The organism is Streptomyces violascens, from assembly GCF_014649955.1.
GTDB classification, from domain to species: Bacteria; Actinomycetota; Actinomycetes; order Streptomycetales; family Streptomycetaceae; genus Streptomyces; species Streptomyces violascens.
In genome coordinates this window covers 119,369-137,300 of sequence record NZ_BMUA01000003.1, presented here as the reverse complement: position 1 = coordinate 137,300, position 17,932 = coordinate 119,369, and the positions used below count along the sequence as shown (strand labels likewise).

Genomic DNA, 17,932 nt, shown 5'->3' with positions numbered 1-17,932 from the left:
CGTACGGCCCGTGGGCATGGGCGGGGTTGAGGGGTTCGGGTCAGCCCGAGGTCAGGCGGATGGGCTGGGTGCCGGTGATCAGGGTGTTCAGGGCGGTGTCGATGTCGGGGCCGAGGTACCAGTCGCCGGTGTGGTCCAGGGCGTAGACGCGGCCGTGCGTGTCGATGGCGAGTACGGCCTGCTGGTCGCCTTCTTCGCCGAGGGGGGCGATGTCGGTTTCGAGGGCGCGGCCGAGGTCGGCGAGGGTGCGGGCGAGGTGGAGCCCGGCGAGCGGGTCGAAGCGCAGGGCCGCGGGGGCGTTGCGGCGGCCGGGGCCGGTTGCGGTGAGGGTGAGGCCGCCGAATTCGGCCCAGGCTTCGACGGCGGCGGGGAAGACGGTGTGGCGGTGTCCTGCGGGTGAGGTGTGGCCGCGCAGGACGTCGGCCCAGGCTTCGGCCTGGCGGATGTCCCAGCGGCCGGGCTGCCAGCCGGCGGTGCGCAGGGCGGCGTCGACGGGGACGGGGAAGCGGGTGGTGGAGATGTCCGGCATCGGCCGCGGCCTTTCCGTGCGGATGGGGTGTGGGGTCGGCTCAGGGTTCGACGCTGCGGACGCCGAAGTGGTCGAGCAGGGCGGTGCAGGAGCGGCAGGGGGGCGCGTAGCTGCCGTGGAGGGGGTCGCCGTCCTCGCGTATGCGGCGGGCGGTGAGTTTGGCGTGCTTGAGGGCGCGGCGGGCCTCGCCGTGGGTGAGGGGTTTGCGCTGGGCGCGTTTGGAGCGTCCTGCTTCGACGGCGGTCAGGTGTCTGGAGAGCAGGATCGCTTCGGGGCAGCGGCCGGTGAAGCGTTCGCGCTGGCCGCTGGTGAGGGTGTCGAGGTAATCCTGTACGAGGGTGTGCAGGACTGGTGGCTGTTCGCCTTTGCCTGCGGTGCAGGTGAGGGTTTCGCCGCGCACGGAGAGGGCGGCGGCGATGGCGGGGAGGATGCCGTCGCGGCGGTGGCGGAGTAAGGGTGTGGCGGTGGTGGCCGTGGCGCTCCACCCCAGGCGTGGGTCGCCCGGTGTCTCATTTATCGCGCTTGTTGCCGATGTTTCGCCTGGTGCGGTGTGCATGGTGCTGTGTTCCTCCCACTGGCCGCGGCTTCAGCCGCACGTGTCAGCGCCCCCGAGTTGCGGGGACAGCCTGCCAAATGTGCGTACTGGTACGGAAGCTGGGGCGTGATAAGCCGCGCGTCGCGGGCGCAGGGTGATGCGGGTGTGACGGTTGGTGACCGAAGTGCGGGGCCGGGGCCCGGTATTGCCTCACCGCATAGTCTGGTCCTCACCAGCCAGACGCAGAGCACGCAGCAGGGGGCAACCGCCATGACGACAGGTCGGCTCGGGCAGCATGCCGCGCCACCGAACGCGGCCTATGCCGGGCAGGTCGTGCAGTTCCCGGATCCGGTCCGGGCCTCCCGGCATCCCAGAGGGGTGCGGGTGGACGAGAACGGCTTCCCGGTGTTCTCGGCGTACGCCCGTGCGGCGGCGGAGATCGCGGATCCGCCCGAGGGTTTCGGGGTGGACGAGCTCCGCCTGACCGACTACGTGTCGGCGAACGCGGCGCTGGCCGCGGCGGGTCACGAGCTGTGGGACACGATCGCTCCGGTGGCGACGCCGCACGGCTGGACGTGGCATCACGTGCCGGGCGGCCGCCGTCTGGAGCTGGTGCCGGTCGAGGTGAAGGCGCTGCTGCGGCATTACGGCGGTCTTGCGACGGCGCAGGTCGAGCACGGCAAGCGGGGTACGCGGCCGTTGCAGGAGACGCGGCCCGCGCATTTCGGTCTGCCGAAGGGCTCGGTGTCGGTGACGGAGTCCCAACTCCTCGGTGTCGAGGAGGACTTGGGGTACCGGCTGCCGGGTTCCTACCGGTCGTTCCTGAAGGCGGCGGGGGGTTGTGCCCCGGTGGGCGCGGCGCTCGACGCCGAGCTGGGGCTCCTGGTGGACCAGCCGTTCTTCACGGTGCGGGACGAGGCCGGGGTCAATGACCTGGTGTACATCAACAAGTGTCTGCGGGATCACCTCACCAAGGACTATCTGGGCGTCGCGTTCGTCCAGGGCGGGATTCTCGCGGTGAAGGTGAAGGGTTCGGCGGTCGGTTCGGTGTGGTTCTGCGCGTACGACGACGCGCGGGACCGGGACGGGCTGAGCGTGCAGGAGCGGGTGGAGCAGCTGCTGCTGCCCTGCGGGGACGATTTCGACGCGTTCCTGGCGCGGCTCGCGGGCAATCCGCCGGAGCTGGAGACCGTGGCGAACCTGATGGTGGACGGCGGCTTCGCGCGCGCCGTCGAGACGACCTCGGTAGGGGAGTGAGCCGGCCGATGGTGACTTTCGCTCAGGCGCAGGAGCGCGCGGAAGAGTGGATCAACGGCGATGTGCCCGCGTATCAGCACCGTGAGGTGCGGGTGCGGGAGTTCGAGCTGGGTTTCGTGGTGTGGGCCGAGGACCGTGAGAACGGGCCGTCCGGCGGTGGCGGCGCGCAGCGCCTGGTGATCGCCCGGGACAGCGGCGAGGCGTCGCTGTGGCCGGCCCTGCCGGTGGGTGAGGTGATCCGCCGGTACGAGGAGGAGTACGGGGTGCCCGAGGACGCGCCGCCCGCGCCGGAGCCCCCGGCGCGGATCGATCTGAACCAGACGTCGTTCCTGCTGAGCCCGCCGGAGTGGCTGCAGGAGGCCGCGGACAAGCTGGGGATTCCGGACCGGCGGGGCGAGGGCTCCGCCTCGGGTGCCTCTCAGGGGGCTGGTTCCGGTGCGTCGCAGGGTGCCGGTGTGCCGGGTGCCGGCGCGTCTCATGGCGCCCCCGCCCCCGCTCCGGCCGCCCCCGAGCCTTCCGCGCCCGCGTGGCCGGCGCCCGCCGCCCCCTCGCAGGGCGATGCGGCGTCCGGGACTCCTACCGGGGGTACGCCCTGGGCGGGGACGGACACCAACGCGGGTTCGGACGACGGTTCGGTGCCGCTGCCCGCGACGGTGTTCGCGCCCTCCCTTTCCGGTACGGACGGTGAGGACGCGGCGGCGCCGAGGGTGCTGCCCGAGGCGAAGACGGCGCTGATGGCGGGGGGCAGCCAGCTTCCGCCGACGGCGCTTGCGCCGGCGCTCGACCCGCAGGCCGCGCCGCCGGGGTCGACCCCGCCGCCGGTCGCGCCCGCGCCCGTCCGGCCCACCGGTCCCGCCGCCGCTTCGGGTGCCGGGGACATCGCGGATGCCGCCACCAGCAAGGCAGTCGGTCCGCCGCCGGGTGCGCGCGCTGCGCGGGGCGGGATCTCGGCGACTCCGCCGCCGCCCGGTGCGCCGGGTACTCCGGGTGCCCGTCCGGGTCCGCCGGCGCCGCCGCCAGCACCGGGTTCGACGCCGCCGCCGGGTGCGCCCGCCGGTGGTTACCTGCCGACGCAGCTGGTCTCGCACCTCGGCCCCGAGGGCGCGCAGCCGCCCGCGGTTCCGGGTGCGCCCGGTGCTCCCGGTGGCGGTGTGCACCAGGCCGCCACGATGTTCGCGGACCCGAGCCAGATGGGCCCGCCCAGCCAGGGTGGCCAGGGCGCGCCGATGCCTCCGGGCCCGCCCGGAGCGCCGGGTGGTCCCGGCGCCCCGATGCCGCCCGGTCCTCCCGGCGCTCCGCCCGGCGGGGTGCACTATGCCGCGACGATGTTCGCCGACCCGAGCCAGATGGGCCCCGGCGGTCCCGGTGGCCCGGGTGCTCCGGCGCCGCCCGGTCCTCCTGGCGCGCCCGGCGCTCCTGGTGCGCCGATGCCGCCCGGTCCGCCCGGAGCCCCGGGTGGTCCCGGCGCGCCCATGCCGCCCGGTCCGCCCGGAGCCCCGCAGCCGCCCGCGGTTCCGGGTGCGCCCGGTGCCCCCGGTGGCGGTGTGCACCAGGCGGCGACGATGCTGGCGGGTCCCGCGCAGATGGGTCCCGGCAGCCAGGGTGGTCCGGGTGTCCCGATGCCGCCCGGCCCGCCCGGCATGCCGCCGGGTGGTCCCGTGCCGCAGGCGCCGCCCGCGTACGGCTATCCGCAGCAGCCCCCGGCGGGGCTGCCGACGGTCGGCCCGGGGTATCAGGCGGTGCTGCGCTACCGCGCGCCCGACGGTTCCGAGCAGCAGCTCATCCGCCGTTCGGCGCCGGGCATTCCGCACCCGGAGTGGCAGATCTTCCATGAGCTGCGGGCGATGAACGTGCCCGCCGACCATGTGCTCGAACTGCACACGGAGCTGGAGTCGTGCGAGCTGCCGGGTGGTTACTGTGCGCGGATGATCCGCGAGCAGTGGCCGCAGGTGCGGATCACGCATGTGGCTCCGTACGGCAAGGACCACGGCTCGCGCCGGCAGGGTGTGCAGCATCTGCTCACCCACCAGGGCGAGTTGGCGCAGGTCGCGGACGGTCCGGCCAGGCCGCAGCCGGTGCGGGCGCCGATTCCGGCGGTGCAGCCGGTGCCGCCGCTGCCGCCGGAGGGTGTGGCGCACGAGCTGGCGGGCGCGTTCGGTCCGCAGGGCGTGTTCCGCTTCGACCAGCGCGCGGTGTCGCGTCAGGGTGTGCCGGAGGTCGTCGCGGTCACGCTGGTGTGGGCGGGCCTTCCGGTGGACTTCGGGCCGTTCTTCTGGGCGCAGGCCGCGCCCGGGCAGCCGGTGCCGACGCTGGCGGAGCTCGCGCAGCAGCGTGGTGTGCAGCCGGCCGCGGACGCGGGTTCGTACCTGGTGATGGGCTCGGACTTCGGGCGGGCGATCTGTGTCCAGTACGGGACCGCGAACATCGTGGCGGTGCCGGTGGAGGCGGGGCCCGGCGGGCAGTCGGTGCCGCCGCAGTTCGTGAACTCGGGGCTGCCCGAGTTCGTACGCTCCCTGGCGCTGCTCGGCCGGATGTGGCGGCTGCGGTTCGGGCTCAACCCCGAGCAGGCGGGCCGCTGGACGGTCGACTTCCAGGCGCAGCTCGCGGCCCTTGACCCGGCGGCGCTCGCGTCGCCGGAGAGCTGGTGGTCGGTGCTCCTGGAGCAGATGTGGGACGGGCTGCTCTGACCGCTGCTTTTTGCCGCTCCGAGGCGCTCACCGTGCGGGTCGCGGTGGGCGCCTCTGGCATGTGCCACCTGGGGGATTCCGGCTTCTGACGCCAATTGGCGCATCCTTGAGCGGGCGATGTGGGCGGAGTGTCGCGTTATGACCGCTTCGCTTCGATCGGTCAGGATGCGATCGGTCAGGGTGAGTGAGCGCCGGCCAGCCAGGACGGGCACGCCGGGCCGCCCGTGGGTGCCAAGGAGAGGCTTCAGGATGAGCGCAGCATCGATGTCACCACCGCCGCGGCCGACGGTGGAGCCGTTCGGTTTCGGCTGGGGCCGTGGCTACCGTCCCGATCAGGTCGACCGGACGCTGGCCGTGATCTCGCAGGAGCGGGACGCGGCCTGGGAGCGGGCGGCGCGGCTCACCGTGCTCGCCAAGGAGATGTCCGCCCGGGCGGCCGTCCTCGCCGAGCGGGTCGCGGCCCTCGGCCCGCAGACGTACGACGCGCTCGGCGGGCGCGCCGGGGTGCTGTTCGCGCTGACCGTCGAGGAGGCGGATGCCATGCGGGCCGGCGCCGAGGAGGCGGCGGCCGAGACGGCACGGGCCGCCGAGGAGGCGGGCCGGGCGATCCGGGACGCGGCGCGGGCGCACAGCGAGGAGGTGCTCGCGGCGGCCGAGGCGCACGTGCAGCAGACGCTGCTCGCGGCCCGTACCGAGGCGGACGAGATGCGGCTCGCGGCCCGTACCGAGGCCAAGGAGCAGCGCGAGGAGGCGGCCGCCTCCCTCGACGAGATGCGCCGGCGCTGCGAGGCGTTCCTGGCCGGGCAGGAGCAGCAGCGGACCGAGGCGTTCGAGGCCGCCGAGCGTGAACAGGCCCTGAGGGAGGCCGAGTTGGACACCAGCGTCGCCGAGCTGACGGCGGCCGCGGAGGAGTCTTTGGAGGAGGCGCGGCGCGCGTTCGCCGGGGTCGAGGAGGAGGCGCGCCGTGCCCAGCAGGACGCGGAGGCGCGGGCGGCCGAACTGCTGGCCGGGGCGCGGGCCGCCGCGGAGCGGATCGCGGCGGAGTCGGAGCGGCTGCTGCGCGAGCACGCCGGGGCCCGTGAGGAGCTGCAGGCACACATGGCACATGTACGCAACAGCCTGGCGACGTTGACGGGCCGGCCGGCGGAGGAGGACTCGCCGGACAACTCCCCGTCGGAGCAAGGGAGTTAGGGGGTTTCCTCTTGGCCCTTGCTGTGCTCGGCGAGGACCGGGAAGCGGCGCGGGGCCAGGAGGAGCAGGACGAGCAGGGACAGGACGGCGGCGATCGCGGCGCCGATGTAGACGTGGCCGACCGCGCTCGCCACGGCTCGGCGCAGGTAGTCGGCGGCGTCGGCGGTCAGGGCCGCCGGGTGTTGCAGGGCGTGCGACACGGAGTCGAGGTCGCCGGGCAGGCCCGGCATCGGGGCGTGGGTGAGGCGTGCTGCGAGGGTGGCGTTGGCGATGGCGCCGAACAGGGCGGCGCCGACCGACTGGCCGACCTGGCGGCAGAACAGGACGGACGCGGTCGTGGTGCCGCGCTCGGCCCAGCCGACCGTCGACTGGACGCCGATGATCAGCGGAAGCTGGAACAGGCCGAGCGCGCCGCCGAGCAGCAGCATGAGCAGCGCGGGCTGCCAGGCCTGGCCGGGGAAGGGCAGCAGCGGGAAGACGGCGAGGATCAGCGCCGCGAGCGCGATGCCGGTGATGGCGCTGTTGCGGAAGCCGATGCGGGTGTAGACGTGGCTGGAGAGTGCGGCCGACAGGGGCCAGCTCAGCGTCATCACGGACAGGACGAATCCGGCGGCGGTGGGGTTGAGGCCGAGGACGGACTGGGCGTACGTGGGCAGGAACACGGTCGGGGCGACCATGAGCAGGCCGAGTCCGCCGAGCGCGAGGTTGACCGCGGCGATGGTGCGCCGGCGCCACACCCAGCCGGGTATGACGGGTTCGGCGGCCCGGCGCTCCACGTACACGGTGAGGGCCGCGAGTGCGGCGCTGCCCGCGAGCAGGGCGAGTGAGGGCGCCGAGAGCCAGGGCCAGGCGACACCGCCCTGGACGAGCGCGGTGAGCAGCAGGGCGCCGGTGGCGAAGACGCACAGCGCGCCGGCCCAGTCGATGCGGGGCCGGGTGGCGGGCTCGGGGCGGGCGGGTTCGGTGAAGTGCCGGACGACGAGGTACAGGGCGACCGCGCCGACCGGCACGTTGATGAGGAAGATCCAGCGCCAGTCCGCGTAGGTGGCGAGGAGGCCGCCCAGTGCGGGGCCGGCGACCGCGGAGACCGCCCACACGGTCGACAACTTGGCCTGGATCTTGGGGCGTTCCTTGAGCGGGTAGAGGTCGGCGGCGATCGTCTGGACGGTGCCCTGGAGGGCGCCGCCGCCCAGGCCCTGCACGATGCGGAAGGCGATGAGCGCGGCCATGTTCCAGGCGAACGCGCAGAGCACGGAGCCGGTGAGGAAGACGATGACGCCGGCGACGAGGACGGGCTTGCGGCCGAAGGTGTCGGAGAGCTTGCCGTAGACGGGCAGGGTGACGGTCACGGCGAGCAGATAGCCGGAGAACAGCCAGGAGAAGACGGCGAATCCGCCGAGGTCGCCGACGATCTGGGGGACGGCGGTCGACACGATGGTGCCGTCGAGGGCGGCGAGGGCCATGCCCATCATGAGGGCCGCGACGACCGGGCCGCGCCCGCGCGTGGGGGCGGTGTCCGGGGTCGCGCCGGGTATCGCGGCTTCGGTGCCGGGTGCTTCGTCGGAGACGCTCACCGAGATCCCTTCACTGTGCATGCATCTGGGGGACTCACCTTCTCACCCTGGCCTGGAGTCGCGGCAGGGGTGGAGGCGTCCCCGAGACGTCCTCCGCCCGCGGGTGGAGACCCCTAAGGGGCGGTCCCTACTTGGGGGCAGGGGGTGTTCGTCCCGGCGGAGGAGGTGGCGGCATCCCATCGGTCCTTACCGTGGTTTTACGTCGAGGAGCGCGGCCGGGGGTGGGGAAAGCCCCACCTCAAGACTGCGCCTGGCACCAGGGCGCGGGGGCCCTGCCGTGCCGGACACTCGACGGGTACGTCAGCGACTGGCTGAAATTGACCTAGGAGAATTACCGTGACAACGGCTGTGACCATTCCCAGGCACGGGGACACTGGAGGGCGTACGGCGGTCGCGGCCCGGGCGCGGCAGGTCGTGAAGGCGTACGGATCGGGTGAGACCCGGGTGGTGGCCCTCGACCATGTCGATGTCGACATAGCCCGCGGCCGGTTCACCGCGATCATGGGCCCCTCGGGTTCCGGCAAGTCCACGCTGATGCACTGCCTGGCGGGGCTCGACACGGTGACCGGCGGCCAGATCTATCTGGACGAGACCGAGATCACCGGGCTCAAGGACAAGAAGCTGACCCAGCTGCGCCGGGACCGGATCGGGTTCATCTTCCAGGCGTTCAACCTGCTGCCGACGCTGAACGCGCTGGAGAACATCACGCTGCCGATGGACATCGCGGGCCGCAAGCCGGACGCGAAGTGGCTGGAGCGCGTGGTGGAGACGGTGGGCCTGGCGGGGCGGTTGAGGCACCGGCCGACGCAGCTCTCCGGCGGCCAGCAGCAACGCGTCGCCGTCGCGCGGGCGTTGGCGGCCCGGCCGGAGATCATCTTCGGTGACGAGCCGACCGGAAACCTGGACTCCCGGGCGGGCGCCGAAGTGCTGGGCTTCCTGCGCCAGTCGGTCGACGAGCTGGGCCAGACCATCGTGATGGTCACCCACGACCCGGTCGCCGCCTCCTACGCGGACCGGGTGCTCTACCTCGCGGACGGCCGCATCGTGGACGAGATGTTCCGCCCGACCGCGGACGCCGTCCTGGACCGTATGAAGGACTTCGACGCGCGGGGGCGGACCTCGTGAGCGTGCTCAGGACCTCGATGCGCAACTTCCTCGCGCACAAGGGACGGATGGCGCTCTCCGCCGTCGCGGTCCTGCTGTCGGTGGCGTTCGTGTGCGGCACGCTCGTCTTCACCGACACCATGAACACCACCTTCGACAAGCTGTTCGCGGCGACCTCGTCGGACGTGACCGTCAGCCCCAAGTCGGCCTCCGCCGACGGCGCGCCCTCCCGGACCGGCAAGCCCGACGCGCTGCCCGCCTCCCTGATCCAGCGGGTCGAGAAGGCGCCCGGCGTGGGCAGGGCCGAGGGCGGCGTCGGCAGCACCAGCGTCACGGTCGTCAACGCCGAGAACGAGAACATGGGCTCCTCCACCGGCGCCCCGACCATCGCCGGCAACTGGACGGACAACGACCTCAAGGCGATGGAGATCACCTCCGGGCACGCCCCGCGCGGGCCGACCGAGATGATGGTCGACGCCGACACCGCCGACAAGCACCACCTCAAGATCGGCGACTCGCTGCGCACCATCGCCGTCACCGGCGACTTCACCGCCAAGATCACCGGCATCGCCACCTTCAAGGTGACCAACCCGGGCGCGGCCGTCGTCTACTTCGACACCGCGACCGCCCAGAAGGAACTCCTGGGCGCCACCGGCCGGTTCACCCAGATCAACGTCACCGCCGCGAGCGGGGTGAGCGACACCCAGCTCAAGCAGAACGTGGCGGCCGCGCTCGGCTCGGGCCCGTACAAGCTCCAGACGGCGAAGGAAGCCGCGGACGCCGGCCGGGACAGCGTCGGCTCGTTCCTCGACGTGATGAAGTACGCGATGCTCGGCTTCGCCGGGATCGCCTTCCTCGTCGGCATCTTCCTGATCATCAACACGTTCTCGATGCTGGTCGCCCAGCGCACCCGCGAGATCGGCCTGATGCGCGCCATCGGTTCCAGCCGCAAGCAGGTCAACCGCTCGGTGCTCCTGGAGGCGCTGCTGCTCGGCGTGTTCGGCTCGATCCTCGGCGTGGGCGCGGGAGTCGGCCTCGCGGTCGGCCTGATGAAGCTGATGGGCTCCATCGGGATGGAGCTGTCCACCGGTGACCTCACCGTCAGGTGGACGACGCCCGTGACCGGCCTGGTCCTCGGTGTCGTGGTGACCGTCGTCGCCGCCTACGTCCCGGCCCGGCGGGCCGGGAAGATCTCGCCGATGGCCGCGCTGCGCGACGCCGGCACCCCGGCCGACGGCAAGGCCGGCGTCATCCGGGCCGTCATCGGCCTGGTCCTGACCGGCGCGGGCACCGCGGCCCTGTTCGCCAGCGCCAACTCCTCGAAGGCGGCATCCGGTTCGGGCCTGCTCGGCCTCGGCGTCGTCCTCACCCTGATCGGCTTCGTCGTCGTCGGCCCGCTGCTCGCGGGCGGTGTGGTGCGGGTGATCAGCGCCCTGGTGCTGCGGATGTTCGGCCCCGTGGGGCGGATGGCCGAGCGCAACGCGCTGCGCAACCCGCGGCGTACGGGGGCGACCGGCGCGGCCCTCATGATCGGCCTCGCCCTGGTGGCGTGCCTCTCGGTGGTCGGCTCCTCGATGGTCGCCTCGGCCACCAGCGAGCTCGACAAGTCGGTCGGCGCGGACTTCATCGTCTCCTCCGGCACCGGCCAGCCGATCGTGCCGCAGGCCGCCGACGCCCTGAAGAAGACCCCGGGGATCGCGCACGTCACCAACTACAAGGACATGGACGCGAAGGTGACCGCCCCCGACGGCGGCACCTCCAAGAACGAGAACCTGATCGCCGCCGACCCGACGTACCAGCAGGACCTACGGCGCAAGGTGGTCTCCGGCGACCTGGCCGCCGCGTACGGCAAGAACGCGATGTCGGTCGGCGAGACCTACGCCACCGCGCACCACGTCAAGGTCGGCGACTCGATGACCGTCGCCTTCAAGGACGGCGGGACCGCCCGGCTGAAGGTCGCGGCGATCACCTCGGACGACACCAACGTCGACAAGGCCGCGATGTACACCAACATCACGACGGCCGCGAGCTACGTCCCCGCCGACCGGATGCCCAAGAACATGATCATGTTCGCGAAGGCGGACGACGGCAAGGCCAAGGAGGCGTACGCGTCCCTGAAGGACTCGCTGAAGCCGTACCCGCAGTACAAGGTGCAGAACCAGGCCGACTTCAAGCAGGACCTGAAGGACCAGATCGGCCAGCTACTGAACATCGTGTACGGCCTGCTCGCCCTCGCGATCATCGTGGCGGTGCTCGGCGTGGTGAACACGCTGGCCCTGTCGGTGGTCGAGCGGACCCGGGAGATCGGCCTGATGCGGGCGATCGGCCTCTCGCGCCGTCAGCTGCGCCGGATGATCCGCCTGGAGTCGGTGGTGATCGCCCTGTTCGGCGCGCTGCTCGGCCTCGGGCTCGGCATGGGCTGGGGCACGACCGCGCAGAAGCTGCTCGCCCTGGAGGGCATGGGCGTCCTGGAAATCCCCTGGCCGACCATCATCACGGTATTCGTGGCCTCGGCCTTCGTGGGCCTGTTCGCGGCGCTGATCCCGGCGTACAGGGCGGGCCGGATGAACGTCCTGAACGCGATCGCCACGGACTGACTCCCTTTATTCCAGGCCCAGTTGGAGCAGTACGTAACCCCCTGCCACCCCGGTGACCGTGTAGACGGCGCCGGGGTGCAGCGCTGTGGCGTACTGGACGGGGTCGCCCGCCCAGCCGTCGGAGTTGTCGAGCGCGATGTAGCGCGGGATGACGGGGCGCGCCGCGCCGACCCAGAAGACCCGGCAGCGGGAGGTGAGCCGGGCGATGGGCCCGATGTTCGCCTCGACGGTCGCCCCGTCCGGGATCCGCCCCAACAGCCGCTCGTGGGCCTCGACCTGGGGGCTCTTGCGGTACGTGGCCGGGTCGGTCAGCGCGGCCAGCGGCAGCGAGGGGGTGAGGGCGAGGGCCGCCGCGGCCGCGCAGAACGGCACGTTGCGGGCGTACGAGCGCAGCCGGCGGCGGGGGCTGTGCTTGGCGGTGGCCACCGCGTCGGCGAGGGCGAGCGCGAGGACCGGCATCAGGACCGCGCTGTAGTGCCAGTCCGTCGACCAGTAGTGGTCGTCCGAGGACAGGAAGCGCCAGCCGAGGGTGGGCAGCGCGGCGAGCAGCAGCGGGGAGCGCAGCGCGAGGAGCCCGGTGGTGGGCAGCAGGACCCACAGGACGGTCCGGACCTTGACGCCCCAGCCGGCCAGGGGACCCGGACCGCCCATCTTCCCCCAGTAGTCGTACGTGCCCGAGGAGTTGAAGGCAGGGATGACGACGGTGAGGGTGACCAGGGCGGCGACCGCCCCGAACGCGGCCACGGCGACGGCGTACCGCACGGCGCGGGGCGAGGTGCGGCGGGCGCGGAACGCGACGACGGCGGCGAGCGCGGCCGTCGTCAGGCCGAGGTCCTCCTTCACGAGGACGAGCGGCAGCGCGTACAGGAGGGCCGCGCGCCACCGTCCGCGCAGCACGGCCTCCAGGGCGAAGGCGATCAGCGGGACGGCGAAGCAGATCTCGTGGAAGTCGAAGTCGGCGGCCCGCTGGATCCCCCACGAAAGCCCGAACGCGACTCCGACCGCGAGCCCCGGCCCCCGCCCCAGCAGCCGGGCCGAGGCGCGGGTCACCGGGACCGCGGCCAGCGCGAACAGGGCGGACTGGGCGACGAGCAGGGTGACGGGGGTGGGGAACAGCCGGTAGGCGGGGGCGAGCAGCGCGGTCACCGGACTGAAGTGATCCCCGAGGATGTCGGCGCCGGGCCCCTTGAGATCGGCGACGGGCGCCTGGAAGTGGGCGTAGGCGCGTACGACCTGCTCGAAGATCCCGAGATCCCAGGAGAGGGTCTCCATCCGCCGGTAGCGCAGGACGCCGACGGTCGCGTAGGCGAGGAAGAGGGCGGCGGCGAGGAGGTGGGGGTCGGCGGCGGGGGGCGGGGGTATTCGGCGCGGAGGTTTGTCTTGATCATGATGCTTTGTTGCCTTTCGGTTCCTGTTTTCGGGCAGGGCGAGGAGAGCTCCGGACACGGTGGGGTTCCTTGGATCAGTGGGGGCGGGCGGTCGGGGTGACGGATCCGGAGGCTTCGGGCGGGGAGAAGGAGGGGGACGAGGGCGGGGACGGTGAGCCGAAGGGCGGCGAGGGGGTGGCGGAGGCGGTCGGCGGCGGGGCGGGGTAGGAGGGGCTGGGCCGCTCGGACGGCGTGCCCGAGCCCTGCGGGACGGAGGACGTGCGGGTGTCCGGGGTGGATGCGGGCAGCGCCGGCGGGCTCTGCTGGAGGCGCAGGCCGAGCGCGGCGCCGGACCCGGCGAGCAGGCACACCGCGCAGGCGGCGAGCGCGGCCGTGGTGCGGCGCCGGCGCCGCAGACCGCGTGCGGCGACGCGTTCGGCGGGCTCGGGGACGATGCCGCGGCCGCCCGCGTCGGCGGCCCGCTTCAGGGCGCGGGCCAGGGACTCCTCGTCCCGGTCGAAGTCAGACACCGTGTTCTTCCTCCAGGAGGCGGGGCGCGAGGGCGGCCCGGGCGCGCGAAAGGTGGGTCTTGACGGTGCCGGCGGTGATGCCGGTCTCGTGGGCGACCTGGTCCACGCTCAGATCGCACACGTAATGCAGTACGGCGACTCGGCGCTGGCGGTCGGAGAGGCCGCGCAGGGCGTCGATGAGGGCGACGGTGCCGGGGTCGGGTTCGGGGGCCTCGGTGCTGTGCACCTGGTTGTGGCGGCGCCACGCCTCCGCGGCTCTGCGGCCGCGGCGCCAGCGGCTCACCGCGAGCCGCCAGGCCACGGTCCGCACCCAGGCCTCGGGGCCGGCCCCCGCGTCGAGGCGGTTGCGGCGGCCCCAGGCCCGCACGAACGCCTCCTGGACCACGTCCTGGGCCTCGTGGAGGTCGCCGGTCATCAGGTAGACCTGGCCGACCAGCGGTTTCACGGAGTGAGCGTAGAACTCCTCGAACTCCTCGTCGGTCAAGGCGGCGCTCCTGTGGGGGTGGGTAGGTCTCACGGGGTATACGCGCCGGGGGGTGCGGCCGGTTGACACGCGGGGCCGACTTTTTCGCGCGGCGGGGCGGGGTGTACCGGGGCTCCGCCCCGGACCCCGTTCAGCCGGATCCTGCTCAGGGGCGCGGGGAACCGCGCGACCAGCCGCCCGCGGTCCGCAGGGTGAAAGGGGGGAGGTTCGGGGCGCAGCCCAGGGATGCCCTGTACCGGATCCTGCCAGGGGCGCGGGGAACCGCGCGACCAGCCCTCCACGGTCCGCAGGGTGAAAGGGGGGGTGGGGCGCGGCCCCAGGGGGCTGGGGGTGCGGCGGGCGGCGGGTGTCGGTGGGGCGTCGTACGCTGGAAGCCCCCGGCCCGTAACACGTGTCGGGCGGTTCGCGTTGCCCACTCCCCGGGATGGATGCCCTTCATGAGCCTGCACGGTCTGCTGGACGCCGTTGTACGAGACCCCGCGCTCGCCGAAGCGGTGAAGGCCGCCACCGACGGCCACCGGATGCACGTCGACCTGGTCGGCCCCCCGGCCGCCCGCCCCTTCGCCATCGCGGGCCTCGCGCGCGAGGCGGGGCGCCCCGTGCTCGCCGTGACCGCCACCGGCCGGGAGGCCGAGGACCTGGCGGCGGCGCTCCGCTCCATGCTGCCCGCCGAGGAGGTCGTCGAGTATCCGTCGTGGGAGACGCTGCCGCACGAGCGGCTCTCGCCCCGCAGCGACACCGTGGGCCGAAGGCTCGCCGTCCTGCGCCGCCTCGCCCACCCCAGCAAGGACGATCCCTCCGCCGGCCCCGTCAGCGTCGTCGTCGCGCCCATCAGGTCCGTACTGCAGCCCCAGGTCAAGGGGCTGGGGGATCTGGAGCCCGTCGCGCTGCGTATCGGGCAGGCCGCCGATCTCGCCGAGATCGTGGAGGGGCTCGCCGCCGCCGCTTACGCCCGCGTCGAACTCGTCGAGAAGCGCGGGGAGTTCGCCGTACGGGGTGGCATTCTCGATGTCTTCCCGCCTACCGAGGAACACCCTCTCCGCGTCGAGTTCTGGGGCGACGACGTCGAGGAGATCCGGTACTTCAAGGTCGCCGACCAGCGCTCGCTCGAAATCGCCGAGCACGGACTCTGGGCGCCGCCCTGCCGCGAGCTGCTGCTCACCGACGACGTACGTACCCGCGCCGCCGCCCTCGCCGAGGAACACCCCGAGCTCGGCGAGCTGCTCGGGAAGATCGCCGAGGGGATCGCGGTGGAGGGCATGGAGTCCCTCGCGCCGGTCCTCGTCGACGACATGGAGCTGCTCATCGACGTCCTGCCCAAGGGCTCGATGGCGGTCGTGTGCGACCCGGAGCGGGTGCGGACCAGAGCCGCCGACCTGGTCGCCACCAGCCAGGAGTTCCTCCAGGCGTCCTGGGCGGCGAGCGCCGGCGGAGGTCAGGCGCCCATCGACGTCGACGCCGCCTCCCTGTGGGGCATCGCGGACGTCCGCGACCGGGCGCGCGAGCTCGGCATGATGTGGTGGTCGGTGTCCCCGTTCGCCGCCGACGAGGCGGACTCCGACCCTGACACCCTCAAGCTCGGCATGCACGCTCCCGAGACGTACCGCGGCGACACCCAGCGCGCGCTCGCCGACACCAAGCAGTGGCTCGCCGACGGCTGGCGCACCGTGTACGTGACGGAGGGCCACGGCCCGGCCTCGCGCACCGTAGAGGTCCTCGGCGGCGAAGGCATCGCGGCCCGACTGGCCGTGGACCTGGCCGAGTTGACGCCGTCCGTCGTGCAGGTGGCCTGCGGCGCCATCGACTACGGCTTCATCGATCCGGCGCTCAAGCTCGCCGTCCTGACCGAGACCGACCTCACCGGCCAGCGCACCGCCACCAAGGACCTGGGCCGCATGCCGGCCCGCCGCCGCAAGACCATCGACCCGCTCACCCTGGAGGTGGGCGACTACATCGTGCACGAGCAGCACGGCGTGGGCCGCTACATCGAGATGGTGCAGCGCACCGTGCAGAACGCGACCCGCGAGTACCTGCTCGTCGAGTACGCGCCCGCCAAGCGCGGCCAGCCCGGCGACCGGCTCTACATTCCCACCGATCAGCTGGAGCAGGTCACCAAGTACGTCGGTGGCGAGGCCCCGACGCTGCACCGGCTCGGCGGCGCCGACTGGACCAAGACCAAGGCGCGGGCCAAGAAGGCCGTCAAGGAGATCGCCGCCGACCTCATCAGGCTGTACAGCGCGCGCATGGCCGCGCCCGGGCACGCCTTCGGTGCCGACACGCCCTGGCAGCGCGAGCTGGAGGACGCGTTCCCGTACGCGGAGACTCCCGACCAGCTGTCCACGATCGCCGAGGTCAAGGAGGACATGGAGAAGACGGTCCCGATGGACCGGCTGATCTGCGGCGACGTCGGCTACGGCAAGACCGAGATCGCGGTACGGGCCGCCTTCAAGGCAGTCCAGGACGGCAAGCAGGTCGCCGTCCTCGTTCCCACCACGCTCCTCGTCCAGCAGCACTTCGGCACCTTCACCGAGCGGTACGCCCAATTCCCGGTCAACGTACGGGCGTTGAGCCGATTCCAGACCGACGCCGAGGCCAAGGCCACGCTCGAAGGGCTCAAGGACGGCTCCGTCGACCTCGTCATCGGCACGCACCGGCTGTTCTCGTCCGAGACCAAGTTCAAGGACCTGGGCCTGGTCATCGTGGACGAGGAACAGCGCTTCGGCGTCGAGCACAAGGAGCAGCTGAAGAAGCTCCGTGCCAACGTGGACGTCCTGACCATGTCCGCCACGCCCATTCCCCGTACGCTCGAAATGGCGGTCACCGGCATCCGCGAGATGTCGACGATCACCACGCCCCCCGAGGAGCGCCACCCCGTCCTCACCTTCGTCGGGCCGTACGAGGAGAAGCAGATCGGCGCCGCCATCCGGCGCGAGCTGCTGCGCGAGGGGCAGGTCTTCTACATCCACAACCGGGTCGAGTCCATCGACCGGGCGGCCGCCCGGCTGCGCGAGATCGTTCCCGAGGCGCGCATCCAGACCGCGCACGGGCAGATGGGCGAGAGCCAGCTCGAACAGGTCGTGGTCGACTTCTGGGAGAAGAAGTTCGACGTGCTGGTCTCCACGACGATCGTCGAGTCGGGCATCGACATCTCGAACGCCAACACCCTGATCGTCGAGCGCGGCGACAACTTCGGCCTCTCCCAGCTGCACCAGCTGCGCGGCCGGGTGGGCCGTGGCCGCGAGCGCGGCTACTCCTACTTCCTGTACCCGCCGGAGAAGCCGCTGACCGAGACCGCGCACGAGCGGCTCGCCACCATCGCCCAGCACACCGAGATGGGCGCGGGCATGTACGTGGCGATGAAGGACCTCGAAATCCGCGGCGCGGGCAACCTGCTCGGCGGCGAGCAGTCCGGGCACATCGCGGGCGTCGGCTTCGACCTGTACGTCCGCATGGTCGGCGAGGCCGTCGCCGACTACCGGGCGCAGATGGAGGGCGGCGAGCAGGAGGAGGCCCCGCTCGAAGTCAAGATCGAGCTGCCGGTCGACGCCCACGTCCCGCACGACTACGCGCCGGGCGAGCGGCTGCGCCTCCAGGCCTACCGCGCGATCGCCTCGGCCAACTCCGAGGACGACATCAAGGCCGTACGCGAGGAGCTCACCGACCGGTACGGCAAGCTGCCCGAGCCCGTCGAGAACCTGCTCCTGGTGGCCGGCCTGCGCATGCTGGCCCGGGCCTGCGGCGTCGGCGAGATCGTGCTGCAAGGAGCCAACATCCGCTTCGCACCGGTGGAGTTGCGGGAGTCCCAGGAGCTCCGCCTCAAGCGGCTCTACCCCCGTACGGTCATCAAGGCGCCCACCCGGCAGATCCTGGTGCCCCGCCCGACCGCCGGGAAGATCGGCGGGAAGCCGGTGGTGGGGCGGGAACTGCTCGCGTGGACGGGCGAGTTCCTGACCACGATCCTGGGGTCCTGAGCCGTAGGGGACACGGGTGAGGGCGGGCGGTGCCACGCGGCGCCGCCCGCCCTTTTTGTCGGTCCTGGCCGAATGCCCGGACAGGAGCTCCCAGCCGCACGGGAGC

The 17,932-nt window shown here is 72.6% G+C and carries 12 protein-coding genes; 6 read left to right on the top strand and 6 right to left on the bottom strand.

The features are described 5' to 3' along the window. Nucleotides 1-40 precede the first annotated feature (40 nt). Entirely contained in the window at nt 41-529 is a 489-nt protein-coding gene (locus tag IE206_RS08970; protein WP_189961519.1) for an SUKH-3 domain-containing protein, read from the bottom strand. A gap of 40 nt (nt 530-569) precedes the next feature. Continuing rightward, nucleotides 570-1,085 (bottom strand): YwqJ-related putative deaminase, encoded by a 516-nt coding sequence (locus tag IE206_RS08965; RefSeq protein WP_189961518.1) that lies wholly within the window; start codon nt 1,083-1,085, stop codon nt 570-572. Nucleotides 1,086-1,334: 249 nt separating this feature from the next. Here IE206_RS08965 and IE206_RS08960 point away from each other — a divergent pair, with 249 nt between their 5' ends. The 3 genes from IE206_RS08960 to IE206_RS08950 all read left to right on the top strand — a co-directional run bounded on the left by IE206_RS08960 (nt 1,335) and on the right by IE206_RS08950 (nt 6,199). Further along, nucleotides 1,335-2,321: an SMI1/KNR4 family protein gene (locus IE206_RS08960; RefSeq protein ID WP_189961517.1), complete on the top strand. Its 987-nt coding sequence runs from the start codon at nt 1,335-1,337 to the stop codon at nt 2,319-2,321. An 8-nt stretch (nt 2,322-2,329) separates the two neighbouring features. After that, complete coding sequence (locus tag IE206_RS08955; RefSeq protein ID WP_189961516.1) at nt 2,330-5,008, top strand: SUKH-4 family immunity protein; 2,679 nt, start codon at nt 2,330-2,332, stop codon at nt 5,006-5,008. Between the two features lie 249 nt (nt 5,009-5,257). Continuing rightward, entirely contained in the window at nt 5,258-6,199 is a 942-nt protein-coding gene (locus tag IE206_RS08950; protein ID WP_226598885.1) for a coiled-coil domain-containing protein, read from the top strand. On the opposite strand, the gene IE206_RS08945 is transcribed toward IE206_RS08950, so the two are convergent. Continuing rightward, a complete protein-coding gene (locus IE206_RS08945; protein ID WP_189961515.1) occupies nt 6,196-7,794 on the bottom strand; it encodes an MFS transporter in 1,599 nt (532 codons plus the stop codon). The genes IE206_RS08950 and IE206_RS08945 overlap by 4 nt on opposite strands. Nucleotides 7,795-8,109: 315 nt before the next feature. Here IE206_RS08945 and IE206_RS08940 point away from each other — a divergent pair, with 315 nt between their 5' ends. Then, the gene (locus IE206_RS08940; RefSeq protein ID WP_189961514.1) at nt 8,110-8,898 is read left to right on the top strand and encodes an ABC transporter ATP-binding protein; all 789 of its coding nucleotides are present in this window, start codon (nt 8,110-8,112) and stop codon (nt 8,896-8,898) included. After that, nucleotides 8,895-11,474, top strand: coding sequence for an ABC transporter permease (locus IE206_RS08935; protein ID WP_189961513.1), 2,580 nt, complete (start codon nt 8,895-8,897; stop codon nt 11,472-11,474). The genes IE206_RS08940 and IE206_RS08935 overlap by 4 nt, the downstream gene beginning before the upstream one ends. Before the next feature lie 6 nt (nt 11,475-11,480). Here IE206_RS08935 and IE206_RS08930 read toward each other — a convergent pair whose 3' ends face one another. Genes IE206_RS08930 through IE206_RS08920 form a run of 3 tightly spaced genes read right to left on the bottom strand, consistent with a single transcriptional unit; the run spans nt 11,481 to nt 13,855 of the window. Beyond that, a complete protein-coding gene (locus IE206_RS08930; protein ID WP_373300892.1) occupies nt 11,481-12,920 on the bottom strand; it encodes a DUF2079 domain-containing protein in 1,440 nt (479 codons plus the stop codon). A 16-nt stretch (nt 12,921-12,936) separates the two neighbouring features. Further along, the gene (locus IE206_RS08925) at nt 12,937-13,371 is read right to left on the bottom strand and encodes a hypothetical protein (RefSeq protein ID WP_189961512.1); all 435 of its coding nucleotides are present in this window, start codon (nt 13,369-13,371) and stop codon (nt 12,937-12,939) included. Continuing rightward, nucleotides 13,364-13,855 carry a SigE family RNA polymerase sigma factor gene (locus IE206_RS08920; protein WP_189961511.1) on the bottom strand — a complete coding sequence of 164 codons (492 nt, stop codon included), beginning with the start codon at nt 13,853-13,855 and terminating at the stop codon, nt 13,364-13,366. Before IE206_RS08920 ends, IE206_RS08925 begins: the two co-directional genes overlap by 8 nt. 437 nt (nt 13,856-14,292) lie before the next feature. Here IE206_RS08920 and mfd point away from each other — a divergent pair, with 437 nt between their 5' ends. Further along, on the top strand, nt 14,293-17,826 hold the full coding sequence (mfd, locus tag IE206_RS08915; protein WP_189961510.1) for a transcription-repair coupling factor: 3,534 nt from the start codon (nt 14,293-14,295) through the stop codon (nt 17,824-17,826). The last annotated feature ends 106 nt before the right edge of the window (nt 17,827-17,932 follow it).

Excerpts from the sequence above, each read along its gene's own strand:
- IE206_RS08970 (WP_189961519.1), bottom strand. The coding sequence starts at position 529 with ATGCCGGACATCTCCACCACCCGCTTCCCCGTCCCCGTCGACGCCGCC.
- IE206_RS08965 (WP_189961518.1), bottom strand. The coding sequence starts at position 1,085 with ATGCACACCGCACCAGGCGAAACATCGGCAACAAGCGCGATAAATGAG.
- IE206_RS08960 (WP_189961517.1), top strand. The coding sequence starts at position 1,335 with ATGACGACAGGTCGGCTCGGGCAGCATGCCGCGCCACCGAACGCGGCC.
- IE206_RS08955 (WP_189961516.1), top strand. The coding sequence starts at position 2,330 with ATGGTGACTTTCGCTCAGGCGCAGGAGCGCGCGGAAGAGTGGATCAAC.
- IE206_RS08950 (WP_226598885.1), top strand. The coding sequence starts at position 5,258 with ATGAGCGCAGCATCGATGTCACCACCGCCGCGGCCGACGGTGGAGCCG.
- IE206_RS08945 (WP_189961515.1), bottom strand. The coding sequence starts at position 7,794 with ATGCACAGTGAAGGGATCTCGGTGAGCGTCTCCGACGAAGCACCCGGC.
- mfd (WP_189961510.1), top strand. The coding sequence starts at position 14,293 with ATGAGCCTGCACGGTCTGCTGGACGCCGTTGTACGAGACCCCGCGCTC.